This is a genomic window from Pseudomonas sp. PDM13 (assembly GCF_025685765.1).
GTDB classification, from domain to species: Bacteria; Pseudomonadota; Gammaproteobacteria; order Pseudomonadales; family Pseudomonadaceae; genus Metapseudomonas; species Metapseudomonas solani.
Genome location: NZ_JAOTQU010000027.1, coordinates 40081 through 57665, shown reverse-complemented (window position 1 = coordinate 57665; position 17585 = coordinate 40081). Strand labels below are relative to the sequence as shown.

The window sequence follows — 17585 nt, the reverse complement described above, 5'->3', positions numbered from 1 at the left end:
TATGGCGGCAGTAAATTGGCAGTCGGTGGAGAATTACATAGATGTTAAGTCTCCGCTGGTTGATAGCGTGACAGGCACGGATTGGATCAGTTTTTTTGACGCTTTGGGGTGGATGGAAAATTCTGGCGGGTATGGCGGATATGGTGGTGCTGGCAATGGTTATATAGGTATGTATCAAACCGATACTACCCAGCTAAATTACATACATTTTTTCACTACAATAGGTAGAGATCTACTGGGGGTCAGCAGTGCTGCTCAATATGAAAGCAGCCCAATAGCGCAGGATTTTTCTGCAATTATGTCTTTTGGAGGGTTACCGCGTTCATCTGCTTCTACGGCATTTGTGGGTAGATATACTGCAGTTAAGCTTGCTGCTAAGTCATATCATCAGGATTTGTATGATGGTTGGAATTCAATTGTAGGTCGCGAGATTACGATTAATTATGTGGGGGCCAACAATGTTGTTGTAGGTACTCATGTTGTTAAGTTTACAGAGGCAGCAATAAGTGTTGGCGCGCATTTGATAGGTCAGGGAGCAATGGCGACCGCCATGGCTGCGGTCTATGACGAATGCTTTGGTCAAGATGGGCAATTGGTCTCGAGTGTGGCTAATCTTAGTTCTGCTGATTATGCAGATGATAATGGTGTTGCTTTCACGGCTTTCATGCTTTTGATGCAGGATTTTGATATATCTCCCTTGATAGATGCTGGTAATTCTTTGGAGGAGTTTGAGGGTTTTGCTGGTCAGTTAATTGCTCATCGGCAGGAGAAGATAAAGAAATATATTTTAGATAATGATAGTGAAATAAAATTAATTCCGGGTGATCGATATAGGACTACAGCCGCTGCCTTGGTTTCATCACTAGGCTTTTCCTCTGAGGAAGTTTCTAATGTGAATGGTGTGGTGGTTATCACTGCTGGAGATGCTAATGAGAATACCGAGGAGTCAGATTTAATATTCACTATTGACGATGAGGGGGCGCTTCTCAGAGGTGCTGGTGGTGACGATACAATCTATGGAGGGCTCGGAGAAGATGTCATATATGGCGGAGATGGAGCTGATACTGTAAAGGCGGGAGATAAGAATGATCAGGTTTATGGCGGCGATGGGAAGAACAAGCTATTTGGTGAGGATGGATCGGACTTAGTTGTTGGAGGGGCTGATGCTGACTATCTTGATGGGGGGAAGGGAGCGGATACCCTCAAGGGCGGAGGGGGGCGCGATATTTACATTGTCGATGGTGAAGATACCGTCGAAGATGATTCGCTCGGAATGGGAGCAGTCATTCTAGGTAATAAACTCCTTACAGGGGGGAAGAGGAAGGAGGACGACCCAGAGAATGAGTATAAGGGGGGCGGAAACATCTATGTCCTGAACGGTACCACGCTGGTTATAAATGGTGGTCTCACGATCAACCAGTTCAAGAATGGTGATCTGGGCATCAATCTCGAAACCGAGCCAGAAGAGGAGGAAGAAGAGGAAGAAGTCCCCGACACCAATGAAGGCGAAACCAGAACCTCGCCTATCGTCATCGACCTGGACGGTGACGGGATCGAGACCAAGAAAGTGGGCTCGGCCTATTTCGACCTGAACAATGATGGCTTGAGTGAACGAAGCGGTTGGGTCAGTCCTGATGATGGATTGCTCGTACATGATCGCAATGGGGATGGGCGCATCAGCAATGGCGCAGAGCTGTTTGGCAACCACAGCATCCTCAACAATGGCAAGACTGCCGAGAATGGCTTCCAGGCACTGGCCGAATACGACAATAACGGCGATGGATTGATCAACTCCGATGACGCCTCGTATTCGTCGCTGCAGGTGTGGCGCGATCTGAACGGCAACGGCATCAGTGATGCGGGTGAACTGCAGAGCCTGGCCGACGCGGGTGTCGTTTCTATCAGCACTGGCTATACAGCCTCTACCCAGAAAGATGCCAACGGCCATGAGTACCGACAGATCGGCAGCGTAACCCTGGCAAATGGAGCGGCCTCCGTTGCGGCGGATGTCTGGTTCAAGGTCGATGGGGCCCGCCGTATCAACAGCGGCGATATCGTTCTGACGCCCGATATTCATTTCCTCGCCAACGCGAAAGGCTTCGGCAACGTTCATGACCTGCACCAGGCCATGGAGCTGGATCCTGCGCTCAAAGGATTGCTTGCCCAATACGTGTCGGCTACCGATGCAGCCAGCCGCGATGCACTGCTCGATAACCTTATTTACCGCTGGGCCGGTGCTGCTGATGTCGACCCTTACAGCCGTGACCCCAAGAAGGTCTACAGCCATGTGATGGATGCGCGTCAGCTCGTCACCCTGGAGAACCTGGTGGGGCGGCCCTACCTGGGCACCTGGTGCTGGGGCGAACGCGACCCGAACCCCCATGGGCAGGCGGCGCCGATCTTGGTGGCCGAGTACCTGGAGTTCAAACGCTTCACTGCTGCGCAGATTCTCGCGCAGACCGAGTACGCAAAAGAGCTGGACATCATCAAGTCGGCGTTCGGCTCCGATGCGCCAAGCATCGTTGTTGACTGGAACTCGTTGCAGGGCAAGCTCAACGGGCTGCTGGCCAATGGTGAACAGGAGCGCATTCGTGGCGTTGTAGCCATCCTTACCGATCTCGGTACCTACTCGCCCAGCTATCGCGCCAAGCGCGACGCCGCCTTCCAGGCCATTGCCGCATCCAACGTAAATCTGGCGACGTATTTCGACTTTTCCAAACGTATCGGTACCGCGGGTAATGACACGCTTTACGGTGTCGAAGCCGGGACCATCTTTTACGGGCAGGAAGGTGACGATCGCCTGTATGGCTATTCCGGCGTCGACAGCTATCACTTTGCTCGTGGTCAAGGTAACGATGCCGTTCTCGACCGTGGCGGTCTGGACCAACTGGTGTTCGGTTCGGGTATCAGCCAGAGCGACCTGGTGTTTTCTCGGAACACCACCACCGTCTGGATCAACGTCAAGAACGCGGACGGCAGCGATGCCGGCTCGGTGCGCATCGACAACTTCTTCGACTTCGATGGTTCGCTGGCCTATGGCGCCATCGAGGCGATCCGTTTCGTCGATGGCGGAGGCCTGAGCCAGCAGCAGATGCTCGACCTGCTGACCGCATCGTCGCTGACCGCTGGCAATGACCTGGTGTTCGGCACCGCCGCTGGTGACAGCATCGATGCTCTGGCCGGTAACGACAGCATCCACGGCCTGGGTGGCCACGATCAGCTCTCCGGCGGTGCCGGCGATGACGTGCTGATGGGCGACGATGGCAATGATTCCCTGGTCGGCGGTGTCGGCAACGATTCGCTTGTCGGTGGACGCGGCAACGACACCTACCTGTTCGATGTCGGCCATGGCAACGATGTGATCGATAACGCGGCCGATGCAGCCGGCGGCAAGATCGACCGGGTGGTGTTCGGCGCGGGGATCGATCCCGCCGCCGTTGGCGTGAAGCGCAATGGCAGTGACCTGCTGCTGCAGACCTCGGCCACTGACAGCGTGCGGCTCACCAATTACTTCAGCGCCGAAGGTACCAATGGCATCGCTGTCGACCGCATCGAGTTCCACAACGGCACGGTCTGGAGCATCGCGGACGTCAAGGGCCTGGTGTTGCAGGCCACTGCCGGTAACGACCTGATCGAGGGCTACGTGACCAACGATCAGCTCTCCGGTCTGGCGGGGGACGATCGACTGTTCGGTTATGCCGGCAACGACACCCTGCTGGGCGGCGAGGGGCGCGATACCCTTGACGGTGGCATCGGCGATGACCGGCTGTTCGGCGAGGCCGGTGACGACGTGCTGGAGGGTGGCGAGGGCAATGACTACCTGGATGGGGGAGAAGGCAACGATCGTATCGACGCGGGTGTCGGTGACGATACGCTGGTCGGCGGTGCCGGCAACGACTACCTCAATGGCAGCGCCGGCCGCGACACCCTGCAAGGTGGCGACGGCGACGACACTCTGGTGGGGGGCGCCGGTGATGACTTCCTGAGCGGTGGCAAGGGTAACGACCGCCTCGACGGTGGCAATGGCACCAACAACTACCTGTTCGCCCGGGGTGATGGCCAGGATGTGATCGTGGACGCCTACGAGGGGATCGTGACCATCTACCTCGCGGACCTGCCCCTGGAAACCCTGGTCTTCCGCCGTAATGGCACCAGCCTTGAGGTTTCGTTCCCGGACAGCCCGGCTGACCTGATCTCGCTTTCCGCGTTCTTCCGCGAAGAGGTGCCGCTGAGCGGTATTCGCCTGCGCTACGGCGATGGGCTGGAAACCTTCATCGCCGCTACGCAACTGCGCCAGCTCACCCTGGACGGTACTGCCGCGGGCGACCTGATCAACGCCTATTCCACCGACGACCTGATCGACGCACTTGGCGGGAACGATACGGTCTACGCGGGTGCTGGCAATGACACTCTGCGAGGCGGCGAAGGGGACGACCTCCTGGACGCCGGGGTCGGCAACGATCTCGTCGAAGGCGGCCTTGGCAATGACACCCTGTTGGCCGGTGAGGGCGATGACCTGCTGGACGGTGGGGCGGGCGACGACCAACTCGAAGGCGCCGCCGGCAATGACCAGTACCGGCTCGCGGCGCATTGGGGTCATGACCTCATCATCGACCGGAGCGGTACCGACAGCGTTCGCTTCGACGGTGTGGCACCGGAGGACCTGCTGCTGCGCCGTGACGGCGAAGACCTGGTGGTGACCCATAAGACCACGGGCGACAGCGTACGGATCCAGGGACAGTTCTCCTACCAGGCTGGGCAGCCTGGTGTGTACGCCATCGAGCAATTCGTCTTCGACGGCGGCCTGGCCTGGGACTTCGACACCCTCAAGCTCAAGGCACTGGAGGGCACCGCTCATGACGACGCCATCTACGGCCATGCCGACGACGATGTGATCGACGCGGGCCTGGGCAACGACCTCGTCCAGGCGGGCTTCGGCAACGACCAGGTGCTGGGTGGTGACGGCAACGACACCCTGCATGGCGAAGCGGGCAACGACACGCTCTTCGGCGGTGCGGGTGACGACCAGCTGTACGGCGAAGAGGGCGAGAACCAGCTCTCCGGCGGCGATGGCAACGACTCCCTGTTTGGTGGTTACCAGGCCGACTTGCTGGCCGGCGATGCGGGCGACGACCTGCTCGACGGCGGCGATGGCAACGACACCCTGCGCGGTGGCGAAGGCCATGACTCGCTGATCGGTGGCGGCGGCAATGACCAGTTGTTCGGTGACGCCGGCAACGACACCCTGCAGGGCAATGGCCTGCTCGACGGCGGCAGCGGTGACGACCTGCTGGAAGGCTACGGCGAGCTGCTGGGCGGCGATGGCAACGACACGCTCCATGGCCAGGGCTCCGACACCCTGGTTGGTGGGGCGGGCAATGACCTGATCGTCGCGCGCAACGACGCCTGGAGCGGCAACGCCAGCGTTATCGAAGGCGGCACCGGCAACGACACGCTCTACGGCTCCTTCGGTGACGACACCTACCGCTTCAACCTCGGTGACGGCCAGGACCTGTTGATCGAGCGCCGCGCCAACGAGGCCTTCAGCAACATCACGCCGAGCTTCGACACCCTGAGCTTCGGCGAGGGCATCAGCGCGGCGGACCTGGGCTTCCACCGTCGTGGCCTGGACCTGATCATTGAGCACGCCAACGGCACTGACCGCATCACCGTGCAGAACTGGTTCAAGGAGCCCACCGACCACTTCAAGCTCGACAGCCTGACCTTCGCCGATGGCAGCTCGCTGAGCCAGGCAGATGTCGAAAACCGCGTGATCCACCACGGCACCGACAACGCCGACAGCATCCTCGGTTACCGCAACCTCGCCGACACCATCCACCTGGGTGCCGGTGACGACAAGGCCTGGGGGCGTGCCGGCAACGACACCATTCTCGGCGAGGGTGGCAACGACTACCTCGAAGGCGAGGACGGCGATGACCTGATCCTCGGCGGTTCCGGCAACGACCAGCTTGACGGCGGTGCAGGCGCCGACCGCCTCATCGGCGGCACTGGCGACGACAAGTACGTCTACAGCCTGGGCGACGGTGCGGATGTCATCGACAACACCGGTGGCGGCAACGACGGCGTGTTCTTCTCCGGCGGCATCACCCAGGACCGGCTGAGCTTCCGCCGTGACGGTGACGACCTGCTGATCCTGGTGGACGGTGATGCACAGCAGTCGGTGCGTGTGCTCGGGCACTTCCTCGGTGGCGACAAGGCCATCAGCTATGTGCAGCCGGAGGGCGGTTTCATGCTCACCGCCGCGCGCATCGGCCATATGGCTGCGGCCAACGGCGTGGCCGGTGGCTACGAGGCGGTGATCGACGGCGGCACGGCGGCGGATCGCCTCTCCGGCTACGACGGTCGCGACCTGCTGCGCGGCCTGGCCGGCAACGACACCCTGTTCGGCATGGCCGGCAACGACCAGCTGGAGGGCGGTGACGGCAACGACTACCTCTCCGGCGGCAACGGCGGCAATGCGGGTTCCGGCGACGATGTGATCATCGGCGGCGCGGGCAACGACGTGCTGGACGGCGAGGACGGCAACGACCGTCTGGTGGGTGGCACCGGTGACGACAAGTACTACTACCGCGCCGGCGGCGGCAAGGACGTCATCGACAACACCGGTGGCGGCTTCGACGGCGTCTTTGTGCTCAATGGCGTGGCCCGTGCGCGCCTGAGCTTCCACCGCGACGGCAATGACCTGGTCATCCTCGTCGACAAGGACATGGCTCATCAGCTGCGCATCACCAACCACTTCCTGGGCGGTGACTCGGCCATCGACTACGTGCAGCCGGACGACGGCGGCAGCTACCTCACCACCGCGCAGATCGCCGGCATGATCACCGCCTTCCCGGACGGCACCGGCACCCCCGGCCCGGTGGACCCGGAACCGACCGACCCGGGCACGCCCACCGACCCTGGCACCGGGCAACCGCCGGTTCCCGGCCTGGGCGGTGCCGACTCGCTCACCGGCACCGCCGGCAACGACGTGCTGATCGGCGGTGCCGGCAACGACACCCTGGCCGGCGCGGCGGGCAATGACCGCCTGCTGGGCGGCGTGGGTGATGACACCTACGTCTACACCGCCGGGCTGGATGTGATCGAGGAAGCGGGCGGCGCAGCGGACACCCTGCGCTTCGCCGGTGGCATCACCTACAACCAGGTGGGCTCGGGCCTGTCCAAGTCGGGCAACGACCTGATCCTTAAGGTCAACGGCAGCACCACCAACCAGGTGACGCTGAAGGACTTCTTCCTGGGTGGCGACAACCTGGTGGAAACCTTCACCTTCGAGACCGGTGGCCAACTCACCGCCGCGCAGATCTTCGGCGCGTTCGGTATCGCCATGCCGACACCGGTAGCGGCCTTCGACAACACCGTGCAGGGCACGGCGGGCAACGACGGCGCCCTCAACGGCACCGCCCAGCGCGACCTGCTGCTCGGCTACAACGGCAACGACTCGCTGTCCGGCGGTGCCGGCAACGACCGCCTGGAAGGGGGAAATGGCAACGACACCCTCGTCGGTGGCCAGGGCAACGACACCCTGCTCGGCGGTCGCGGCGACGACACCTATGTCTTCAGCGCCGGCAGCGGGCAGGACGTCATCGACAACACCGGTGGTGGCTATGACACGCTGCGCTTCGAAGGCATCACCTACAACCAGGTGGGCAGCGGCCTGACCAAGAGCGGTAACGACCTGGTGCTCAACATCAGTGGCGGCACCGACAAGGTCACCCTGAAGAACTGGTTCCTGGGTGGCGACAGCGTCGTCGACGTGATCACCTTCGCGGCCGGCGGGCAACTGACCGCTGCCCAGGTGTTCAGCGCCTTTGGGCTCACCAACCCCGACACCGTCGGTTCGCCGAACTACCTGAACGTCCCGGACGACCGCAGCTTCGGCACCGTCCTGGCCGGCCAGGCGGGCGATCAGAACATCCTCGGCTCCTCGGACGCGGACCTGATCGACGGTGGTGCGGGCAACGACACGCTGCGTGGCGGCAAGGGCAATGACTACCTGATCGGCGGGGATGGCAACGACACCTACCGCTTCGCCGCCGGCGACGGCCAGGACGTCATCAACAACCTGTCGAACAAGCCCGCCGACAACGATGTGCTGAGCATCGAAGGCATCACCCGCGAGAACCTCTGGCTGTCCCGGCAGGGCAACAACCTGGTGGTCGACGTGCTGGGATCGGCCGACGCCATCACCGTGCAGGACTGGTACGCGGGGGCGGCGCAGAAACTGGACGCGGTGCAAGCCGGCAGCTCCACGCTCTACGCCAACCAGCTGGACAACCTGGTCAACGCCATGGCCGCCTTCGGCGCGCCCACGGGCGGGGAGATGAACCTGTCCCAGGCCCAGCGGGATCAGCTCAATGTGGTGATCGCCGCCAACTGGCAGTGAGTGTGAAGATGTAGCGACTGGAGCAGCCCGCCTTATGGCGGGCTGTTTTCATGTGGTTTTCCCGCTTATGCGGTGTGTTGTTTGATGCAGATAGCATATTTTCACTTTTTCATTGAGTCGATGCTGTAGGTAGGTTTATGCGCTATCGGTTTTTCTTGGTGCTACTGCTTTTAGGGGCGTTCTCTGAAGGCTCTATTGCTAACCAACATTCGCGCTGGGGAGTTTGCAATGATTTGCATGAGTATTCTAAGGGCGGAGGGATAACCGAAGAGAAACTCTCTCAGTGGGTGCATGGGCTGGATAGGCCTGATTCAGTTGAAATGTCTGCTGGGAGAGCGGTTCGTATTCAGGTTGAGGCATCGACTATTGGCTTGGCAGAAATTGATGAGCTTACTTGGAGTGGGGTTGATCGCTCTGTGAGTAACCTGTATTCCGGGGTTTGGCGGGCTTTTTTTATGTCCGTGGATATAGATAACGATGGAGAAAATGAACGGGTGGCGATATATCGCAAATCCGGAATTTTTGGGCAGGCTTATGCGTATGTGTTGGCTGATGGGGATGAAATAAGTCGGAGCTATTTAGGGTCGGATGGTCGCCCTCTTGCGGTGGGTGGGGAACTGTTTTTTTATGAGGGTAAGGTCTACTGGCTTCAGATTGATCCTCGTCTAGATAAAAAATATAAAGCCCATGTGAGTGGTTGGAAGAGATTCATAAGGGTTTATCGCGCTGAGAGAGGAACAGGGTTGCCGATTTTAGTTTATGGGGTTCATGGTGAGTTGTGCGAAATTAGCATTAAAGAGAGTGGGTGAGTTTGGGGTGTCAGAATGTTAATAGGGAAGAAGGTGTGTCGGTGCTGGGCGGTACGGATGCTTTCTGCCGGTTCTCCAGTTTCATGGAGTAAATTTATGCCTTATTTTTTCGAGAAAATGAATAGTGCCGATTGGGAGAAAGTGCATCTCTGATGCAAGCTGTGATCCTGTAAAGAAAGTATGGCTTGAGATAAATGGTTTTTCTAATTGGGAGAGGTCGTTCTGGGTTGTCGATAGGCATAACGATTATTACGTTTTCCCTTGCGCGAGTGGCAGGGATAGTTCGTGTGGTGCATCATTTTACGTTTATTTGAATGGGTTGATTCAAGAGGTTTATGTTGATGGCTTGTTTGGGGATTTGGTTGAGTTCAGAGGTGGGCAGTTGCTCGCAGCAGGTAAAGTAAGGTTTTTAGCTTTTCTGAAGACTGCCTTACCTGTTTTAGGTAGGTATGGAGTGGGTGCGGATAATGAATTGGATAAGATCAATCCGGTGTTCAAAGACGTATAAAGCCACCCTGGGTGTCGTATGTGGGAGGATGCCTGTCTTGATGTTGATTGTTTTGCTGAGGTGCTGAATTGTCTGTTCTGCTTTTGGGAGTGAGGTTGACCAGATTTAGAGTGAGCCTGATTGCCCTCTCGGTCATCGCTGTATTGACTGTTTTATGGGGGCGATACAATCCGCTTCCCAATGATGAATTCTACATCCGGCACTTCGAATTGAATCGTGCGGAGATTGAGGCGCTGGTCTACGAATATAGGCACCGAGTTGAGCGTGGCCGTGGTCCGTGGGTGCGACAGGATGAGAATCGCAAGCGCCTTGTTGCTGCTGGGTTAAGGCAGATTGGTGAGACCTCTCCAATGTGGACCAGTAGACCTTATTCAAGGCTGTTTTACCGGAGATTAATTCAGGATGATGCGTTTCGCGAGGCGGAGTGCGGTCAGTTACTGCAGCGGTGTCACTCTATAATTGTGGATGTCGGTGCTGAAGGGAATGAGAAAGAAGGTTTCGCTGTGATTCTCTTGGGTTCTGGTTTTTCTCTTGTTCGGAAAACGCTTGTGTACTTTCCAGTGATGCCCAAGGTTGAGGGAAGGCGCTTTCAGTTGCCCGTTCATACTTACCCTGTTGATAGGTATGCTCGGTTATTTGAATCCCTGGATGACACGCCTCCAGATTGGGAGCGGGGGGAATGTGTTTACAGAAGGATAGAGCAAAACTGGTTCATTGGATTGTGTCGCGTTGAAATTTAAAGTTGGTAGGTGCAACCCGATTGGGTTTGGCCGACGCCAGTGTGCCTTTTTGAGGCCGAGTACGTAGGAGACGTATGTTTATTGGATTTGGAAGACCCAGGCTTGCCGCTTCTTCATGGGGTCTTCTTCATTTAATGGGCCTGACATTTTTCTTGCTGGCCTCAAACGCTCTGTTTGCAGCGAAAGCTGAAAAGGTGTTGACCACTGAAGAAGTGCTCCACGGAAATGCCTTCTATTCGGACATCAGGAAAGCGGTCCTGGTGAAGGGCGGGGCGAAGATCGAGTCTCTTTTATCGACGAGGCGGCCAGCGGGTTTTTATCAACTGGCGGGTGTTCGGGACGAAGCGCTTTGTGCCGAGTTCCTGGAGGACATGAACAAAGAGGGTGTATCGGCGGGCAATCTCTTTGAGTGGCTCTCCAGCTCCAGTCGCAGGTTGGCTTTCCAGCCACTGGAAGAGTCCAGAGCGATGCCTGAATGGACGGGGGTGGAGCGCGCCTTGGAGTACGTGTCGATGGACGTGGATGGCGATGGATCGATTGAGCAGATCTACAGGAAGACCGGAATCATCCAGGAGCATGGAACTCAGCAGTTGATGATCACTGATGAGGCCCTTCATGAGAGCCCTGACAAGCTGCGTTCGTATGGCCCTGACTGCTTGAAGTGGCAAGGCAAGAGAGGCAGGTGTGGCACCGCAGCCGGGCTTATTCAGCATGTGATGAATCTACCGGCGAACAGCAGGCTGGCGGAGGAATGGGTTTCCACCAGGCAAGAGCCGATTTTACAGGTTACGGGCGATGCGAAGTCCGGGCAGTCGATATATGGGCGGCAGAGGAATCGCTTGGTTAGAAATGTGGGATTGAGCTTCAGCACCTATTGGGCGGTGTACAGCCTGCCCAAGGGGGTAGTTTTTGTATCGGTACCGACACGCACCTTTGCCCCACCTGAGCTTCTTGTATTTTCAATGCACCGAAACGGCTCGCCTGAGTTGCAGTGCATTGTCATGCCTGTTGCCTGGGAGAAGTGAGTGGGTTATCACGGCGCTGCTTAATGGCGTGCAGGTAGAGTGATCCATTTGTTCGTGTGCTCTGATGCTTGGAAGTTGTCATGGCCCCATCTTGGGTGGTTTTTTGAAATTTAGGGCAATGCATGTGTATTGATCGGGTGCGTTTATACGTTTTCCTTGCATTTTCTTTCTTTCCTCTTGTTGGTGCCGCTGTGGATGTTGGGCCTGGGCTCAGGGGGGGGGACAATAAATATGCCCCTATATATGGAGATATCAACGGGTATTCGGTTTATCTGCATTATTGTCTGCCTGATTTCTCACCCGAAGGGGAGGCAGGGTGTGGTGGGGGCTTGCCTGGAAAGAATCCGCGAGTGGTTCAGGTTGAATACAAAAATTCATTACTGGATGGGCGGCCTCTTTTGGAGGGAGGTGGATGGTTTGAGTACCCCTTTCCTGTGAACGCTGATATTCAAGGTAAAACGCTATACCCACGTCAGTATGAGGAGCGTGCACGGACTGTAGTTAGCGGGAAAAAGGTTTTTCGAGCAGCTAAAGATGGTGATGTTTTTCCCGGGCTTGCCAAGTATGAAAGTGATGCAATGCCAGAGGGGACCAGATGGTGGGTCGTAGAGGACTTGGATGCCTACAGGACCCGTCTTGGTAATCCTTATATTTTTTTGTGTAATCGCCACTCCTGTACCCTAACTCTAGATGTGGGGCGTGGTTGGGAAGCTCAATTCGAGTTTGCGGAGTCGGCTCTGTCTGACTGGCAAGGTCTTATAAGGAAAATTAACTCTTCCACAGCGGACATAGTGGGGATGATCAATTAGGTTCTGTTGAGGAAGTGGGGCGTTTTCTTAAGTATTGCGTGCTCGGGTCGAGCAGGGGGATGTATGAGTTTCAAGGTGCTCTGCGGAGGGCAGCGTCTATCGGTATCTGGGCATGGAGAGACCTATTCCGGTCTGACGATCTTGCTTGTCTGCCTTGCCCTGGTTGCATGCGGAAAGGAAAGGCCCGCGACCCATACTCCCGAGTACCGGGCGGCGCATGGGATCGTCGAGGGGGCGGCCAATACCATTGAAGTCAGCGGAGTGTCATTCCGAATACCGAACGACGTGGAGTTTGACGTGTATTCGTCTGAAGACATCCGCCCGGGCAAGGCCGATGAGTTGAGCTTGCTGCTGTTTATCGACCAGGCGGGCATTCACAAGGGAAATCCCGTCCCAACCGCTCGGAACAGCAGGGTCATGGTCGATATCCTGAAAATGGGTGATCCCAACGGAAAGACCTATTTCGAGGCGGAGAAGGAGGAAGCCGAGACACCTGTTGCCCGTCCAACACTGGGCCTTATCGAATATCCCCTGAAAGGGCCTGCCGCAGAGGCTGAATACTCAGGAGCCTATGTCTATGTGCCAGCGGATGGGCCGCGCGGGAATGGCCGGGAGTTCTTTTGCAGTGTGGCCCGGCCAAAGGATCCAGTCCTGAGAAACGGTGATTGCAACGCGTACTACTACCTGGGTTCAGGGCTGCAGGTTCGAGTTCTATTCGAGTACAGCGCGCTGGTGAACTGGCGCGTGATCATGGAGGCGGTCCGCAGGGAAGTGAGCGGTATCCAGATGTGATGCGACGTCGCGAATCCGTTTCATGACAAGAACTTGCACATTGAGGAGCTCCAAACGAATGGATATGCGCACGACGTTGATCACTCTTGTATTCGCGGTTTGCGGGAGCGCGCAGGCCGAGGAAGCCGGGGGTGAGGTTGCGGGTTGCTTTAACCTGAGCAGTGATCAGGTGGTGATGTGCGTCGAGCCTCTTTATCAACGCTCAGAAGATGAACTCAATGCGACAGTGCAAGGTATTCGCACTCGTTTGAAGGTGGACCTCCAGTTGTTTGATGCGGCCCAACATGCCTGGCTGGAGTTCCGCCGCCGCGAATGTGCTGTCCAGTCAGTGGGGGCTCGGGGTTTTCGTGACCCGGAGAGCCAGCATGCGCTGTTTCTAAAGGCTTGCCAGGTGGAGTTGAATGACACGCGCATTCAGGGGCTCAGGCGGATCCAGCTGTCCTGTGATAACTGCCTCCACTAGGTCGATGAGCCTGGTGCAATCGGGTCAGGCGGCTCATGAAGGAAGTTCGTCGGGAAGTGGAAAGCATCGAGCGATAGATCTTCGGTATCCACCTGTCTCGGCTGTTGCCACAGGACCGGTTTCGATGTGCTGGCAGGAGCCGGCGCTTTACATGCAGTCAAGGATGATCAATGTCAGTTTCAAACAACCGATTCGGAAAGCGATTACTTGCGGCTGTACTGGCCGTTGCGCTGGTGCCGTTGCTGTCACTTGCCGTCTATTCCTTGTATCGAGTCCAGCGCCTCGATGGGGGTATCTGCATGGCGCTGGATCGTGCCCTTAGCCCCGAGGAGCATCGCCAGGCCTTGCTGCGCAGCCTGGTGCGCCTGGCAATGGAGAACAGCCGCACCCATGACGAGTACCTGGGCGGGCAGAAGCTCAAGACCGGTGTCATCCGCAATCCGCCACGCTATGACTTCCCGACGCTCATGGAGGCGTTCTCGCACAACGACCGCTCGTTCGAGGCGAACTTCTCCATCGAGCCGATTGCGCCGCGGCGCCCCGGCTTCGACCCGCGCAGCCTGCATGAACCCTACGTGCTGGTGAGCTACCGGAAAGATGACTCAGGCGGCGCCAGCCTCCTGGATACCCGCCGAGTAGAAAGGCTCGATTCGGTCGCCACGGCGAAGCTGGACTACAGCCCGAGCCTTTATGAACGGTTCCGTGGCTTCGGTCGGCACTTCTATCGCGTGAGCTACACCTTCCTCGATACGGAATGCTGCGACAGTGCGCATGCCGGCGAGCCGCACCCGGACTACCTGGCGAGAAAGCGCCGCGAATACTGGGAATGGCGGGAGTCCTTCGACCGTGGCCTGGTCGACCACCAGTGGAGCGTTGCGGCCTCGAACTGTGGTGAGGTGCTGACCGAGGAGGATGAGACGGGAGCCGGAACGCGTGATGCCAGACGGCTGTTCTGATTCATTGCCGGCCCGGGGTTTAAAGCGCTATACAGCGGCCCTGATTTACTTCTGCACTCGAACGCTCGATACAAGGATGTTCCATGCGCTTCATGCCGTTGCTTTGTCTTCCCCTGATGCTTTTGCTCGGCGCCACACAGGCCGCCGAAGAGCCAGCACGCCCGGCGCTGGTAAGGCCCTGGTTCACCCCGGTGCTGGTCGAAGGCAAGGGTGCGCTCTGCGATGAGGCCATCAAGGCTGCCAAGGCCCATTTCCTGTCGCCGAAGCGCTGGGCGTCGTTCGAGCTGCCTGGGGCGGAGCAAGTGCAGCCTTGGGGCGATGATCTTGCCAATGCGAAGGGGCCGATCCACGTTCAGGTGTATACCCATAGCGGTTGTGGCAGCGCATGCGAACGCTATCAGTACGTGGCAAGCCGAGGGCCTGAGCCGAGCCGGGAGCAGTTGGAGGCGATGGCGAAAGGCTCACCCGCCCCAGCTGCCGACATCGCGCTGTTCAAGGGCGCGGATAAACGACTCTTCAGCATTGCCAGCGGTATCGATGGAAAGTCCGACACGGTCGAGATCAACCAACTCAACGATGATCTGACCTGGACGGCATGCAGGATCAGCACGGCTCCAGCGGTGGACAGGGTGGCGGATATCGTTCCTGCCGAGCTGCGTGCATCGGTCCGCGAGCTGAGCGCCCGCACATCGAATATGAGGCAAGGGGCGGGAAACTGGTGCGGCAGCCTGCGGACCCATGAGCGCTGGAGCGAGCGTATCGGGGCCAGGCTGCAGGAGGTCTATTACCGGCCCTGGGCGGTACGGGACGATGTCGGTGACGGCTCCTATGAGCAGGATCTGAGCAACCTGCAGCTCTGGGCGGCCACGGGTGTTGCCGAGTACAAGGCATACCGGGTCTTTCTACAGCAGATGACCAGCAGCCAGACGGTGATGGCGGCGTTCTACCAGCGGCGCTTCGGCTGGAGCGACGGGCAGGCCCGTACCATGGCTCGCCAGGCACTGGAGGGAGCGATCAGCAGCGGCATCCGCTTCTACATGTATGAACCCTTTCCCAAGGACGAAACCGCCCTGCGCAACGCCATCCTCGCCCATCGCCCCATGGACGAGATCCGTGCCATCGAAGGCCAGGTCAGCGATCTGTCCATCGCCATCGAGTACCCTGCGGCGCTCGAGTACCTGATCGAGCGGGGCGCCGACGTCAACCAGGCCAACGCCTTCGGCAAGACGGCGCTGATGTACGCCGCGCACTACGACCAGCCCGAATCCGCGCGCATCCTGCTGGAGCAGGGTGCCAACCCCAATGCGGTGACCGTCATCCCCGAGGACGACTGCTACTACAGCATCACCACCCGCAATATGACCGCGCTGCACTATGCGGCGCGCTACGCCTCGCCAGCGCTGGTGCGGCTGCTGGTGGACAACGGTGCCGAGCCTTTCATCCAGGCGCATCGGCCGGACGAGGAAGGGCGTACGCCCCTGGATTGGCTGCACCAGTACACCGCCGCGAATGCCGAGGAGCCGAACCCGAACATTTCCCCGGCCCAGGTGGCGGAGGTGGGGGCGCTGCTCAAGCCACCTTCGGACGAGGCCTTGCAGGCGCGTGCCAAGCGGCTGGTGCTGGAGGGCGAGAAGGCCTATGGCGCAGGCGACCTGAAGCTGGCGCTGCGCAAGCTGACCCTGGCGATCAATATCCAGCCTCACAACGAGCGGGCCTTGAGCGACCTGTCACTGGTGGCGCTGCGCGATGGCGAGCTCGGCGTGTCGCTGCAGGCCGGGCAGGCGCTGATCGACAGCAGCAAGGACGCCAAGCTGGTGGCCAATGCCTGGTTCAACCAGGGGCTGGCCTGTGACGCGTCGGGCAGTTCCTGGCCGTTCTACAACGGCACTTATTACTGCCGGGCGGGCGCGGTGTATGCCTATTACCAGGCATTGAAGGCCCACAGGACGGAAGCACGGGCGGCCAAGCTGTTGCAGGCGGTGCAAGCCGTCCCGGGAGCGACGGTGCACGGGCTGCAGTTCGATGGCGTTGAGGTGCGCATGGTGCAGAAGGACGGGCCGGATTACGCGTCCCGCTACCTCTACCTGCTGCACCCCCGCAGCCTGGTGATTCCCGCCGAACGTATCGGCTGGACGCTTTCCAGCCAGAACGAGGGGACAAGGACTATCACCCCGTCACCCGCCGGGCGTGAGGAGCTGGAGGGTGATTGGACGCTGACGGTGCTGCAGAGCAAGGAGAGCGTCGATTTCAAGACCCTGTTCATCCGCCCGGCACAGACCGGCAGCGCAACCCTGTAGGAGGGCTACCTCGGCCCACCCAGCCACTTCCGCTCCAGCTTCACCAGCCGCCCATCTGCGCGCACCTTCTCCAGCGACTGCTGCCAGCGGGCGACGATGTGGGCATCGGTCTGCCGGGAGAAGGCGATGTAGCTGCCCTGGTGCATCACCGGCGCCACGTAGCGCAGTTGCTGCGGGGCGAGGCCTTCCTCGCGGGCCAGGGTGGCGACGCTGAGGGTGTCGGCGGCCACCAGTTCGGTACGGCCCAGCCGTAGCAGGCGCATCATCTGTTCGGGGGTGTCGACGCCGTAGAGGTTGGTGAAGCCCATTTCCTGCAGTCGGCGGTAGACCAGCCATTTGCGCGGCATGGCGATGTGCTGCACCTTGCGCGCGTTGTCCAGGCCGGCGATGGCGGGGGTGTGGTCGGCGAGGGCGTAGAGCGCGGTTTCCACCTCCAGCACCGGGCCCACCAGTCGGTAGTCGGCCTCGCGTTCCGGGGTGCGCAGGATGGTGAAGACGGCCACGTCCGGACCTTCGCGGGCGATCACCAGGGCACGCAGCAGTGGCAGACGCTCCAGCTGGATGCTGTCACCGGTCTCCCGGGCGAGTTCGCGCACCAGGTCGACGGCGAAGCCCACCAGCTCGCCATCGCGCTCGAAATGCAGGGGCGGGTGGTTGTCGGTGAGCAGGCGCAGTTCGGTGGCGCCAGCGGCCTGGATGGCGAGCGCGGCGCTGAGCAGCAAGCGGGTGAAAAGCCCTTTCATGAGGCGGTCTCGAAAACTCTTGGGTTCAGCGTAGCCGGG

General features: G+C 59.1%; 10 protein-coding genes and 1 pseudogene. 9 read left to right on the top strand and 2 right to left on the bottom strand.

Features of this window, described 5'->3' with window-relative positions; all coding sequences use genetic code 11:
• Window position 1 precedes the first annotated feature (1 nt).
• A pseudogene (locus tag OEJ36_RS30490) lies at window positions 2-1216 on the top strand (calcium-binding protein); the annotation flags it as partial.
• Between the two features lie 72 nt (window positions 1217-1288).
• On the opposite strand, the gene OEJ36_RS24445 reads toward OEJ36_RS30490, so the two are convergent.
• Window positions 1289-2113: a hypothetical protein gene (locus tag OEJ36_RS24445; RefSeq protein ID WP_263403762.1), complete on the bottom strand. Its 825-nt coding sequence runs from the start codon at window positions 2111-2113 to the stop codon at window positions 1289-1291.
• A gap of 57 nt (window positions 2114-2170) precedes the next feature.
• Between OEJ36_RS24445 and OEJ36_RS24435 the strand changes: the two genes are divergently transcribed.
• The 8 genes from OEJ36_RS24435 to OEJ36_RS24400 all read left to right on the top strand — a co-directional run bounded on the left by OEJ36_RS24435 (window position 2171) and on the right by OEJ36_RS24400 (window position 16803).
• Window positions 2171-8404 (top strand): calcium-binding protein, encoded by a 6234-nt coding sequence (locus tag OEJ36_RS24435; protein WP_317891602.1) that lies wholly within the window; start codon window positions 2171-2173, stop codon window positions 8402-8404.
• A 137-nt stretch (window positions 8405-8541) separates the two neighbouring features.
• On the top strand, window positions 8542-9213 hold the full coding sequence (locus OEJ36_RS24430) for a hypothetical protein (RefSeq protein WP_263403727.1): 672 nt from the start codon (window positions 8542-8544) through the stop codon (window positions 9211-9213).
• A 618-nt stretch (window positions 9214-9831) separates the two neighbouring features.
• A complete protein-coding gene (locus OEJ36_RS24425; RefSeq protein WP_263403726.1) occupies window positions 9832-10461 on the top strand; it encodes a hypothetical protein in 630 nt (209 codons plus the stop codon).
• A gap of 74 nt (window positions 10462-10535) precedes the next feature.
• Window positions 10536-11486 carry a hypothetical protein gene (locus OEJ36_RS24420; protein WP_263403725.1) on the top strand — a complete coding sequence of 317 codons (951 nt, stop codon included), beginning with the start codon at window positions 10536-10538 and terminating at the stop codon, window positions 11484-11486.
• An 872-nt stretch (window positions 11487-12358) separates the two neighbouring features.
• The gene (locus OEJ36_RS24415; protein ID WP_263403724.1) at window positions 12359-13087 is read left to right on the top strand and encodes a hypothetical protein; all 729 of its coding nucleotides are present in this window, start codon (window positions 12359-12361) and stop codon (window positions 13085-13087) included.
• Between the two features lie 58 nt (window positions 13088-13145).
• Entirely contained in the window at window positions 13146-13550 is a 405-nt protein-coding gene (locus OEJ36_RS24410; protein ID WP_263403723.1) for a lysozyme inhibitor LprI family protein, read from the top strand.
• Window positions 13551-13720: 170 nt separating this feature from the next.
• On the top strand, window positions 13721-14506 hold the full coding sequence (locus OEJ36_RS24405; protein WP_263403722.1) for a hypothetical protein: 786 nt from the start codon (window positions 13721-13723) through the stop codon (window positions 14504-14506).
• Window positions 14507-14589: 83 nt separating this feature from the next.
• Complete coding sequence (locus OEJ36_RS24400; protein ID WP_263403721.1) at window positions 14590-16803, top strand: ankyrin repeat domain-containing protein; 2214 nt, start codon at window positions 14590-14592, stop codon at window positions 16801-16803.
• A 5-nt stretch (window positions 16804-16808) separates the two neighbouring features.
• Here OEJ36_RS24400 and OEJ36_RS24395 read toward each other — a convergent pair whose 3' ends face one another.
• Window positions 16809-17546, bottom strand: coding sequence for a substrate-binding periplasmic protein (locus OEJ36_RS24395; protein WP_263403720.1), 738 nt, complete (start codon window positions 17544-17546; stop codon window positions 16809-16811).
• Window positions 17547-17585 lie beyond the last annotated feature (39 nt).

Coding starts and splice junctions, on each gene's coding strand:
- OEJ36_RS24420 (WP_263403725.1), top strand. CDS start 10,536: ATGTTTATTGGATTTGGAAGACCCAGGCTTGCCGCTTCTTCATGGGGT.
- OEJ36_RS24405 (WP_263403722.1), top strand. CDS start 13,721: ATGTCAGTTTCAAACAACCGATTCGGAAAGCGATTACTTGCGGCTGTA.
- OEJ36_RS24410 (WP_263403723.1), top strand. CDS start 13,146: ATGGATATGCGCACGACGTTGATCACTCTTGTATTCGCGGTTTGCGGG.
- OEJ36_RS24400 (WP_263403721.1), top strand. CDS start 14,590: ATGCGCTTCATGCCGTTGCTTTGTCTTCCCCTGATGCTTTTGCTCGGC.
- OEJ36_RS24445 (WP_263403762.1), bottom strand. CDS start 2,113: ATGAACGTTGCCGAAGCCTTTCGCGTTGGCGAGGAAATGAATATCGGG.
- OEJ36_RS24415 (WP_263403724.1), top strand. CDS start 12,359: ATGAGTTTCAAGGTGCTCTGCGGAGGGCAGCGTCTATCGGTATCTGGG.
- OEJ36_RS24430 (WP_263403727.1), top strand. CDS start 8,542: ATGCGCTATCGGTTTTTCTTGGTGCTACTGCTTTTAGGGGCGTTCTCT.
- OEJ36_RS24395 (WP_263403720.1), bottom strand. CDS start 17,546: ATGAAAGGGCTTTTCACCCGCTTGCTGCTCAGCGCCGCGCTCGCCATC.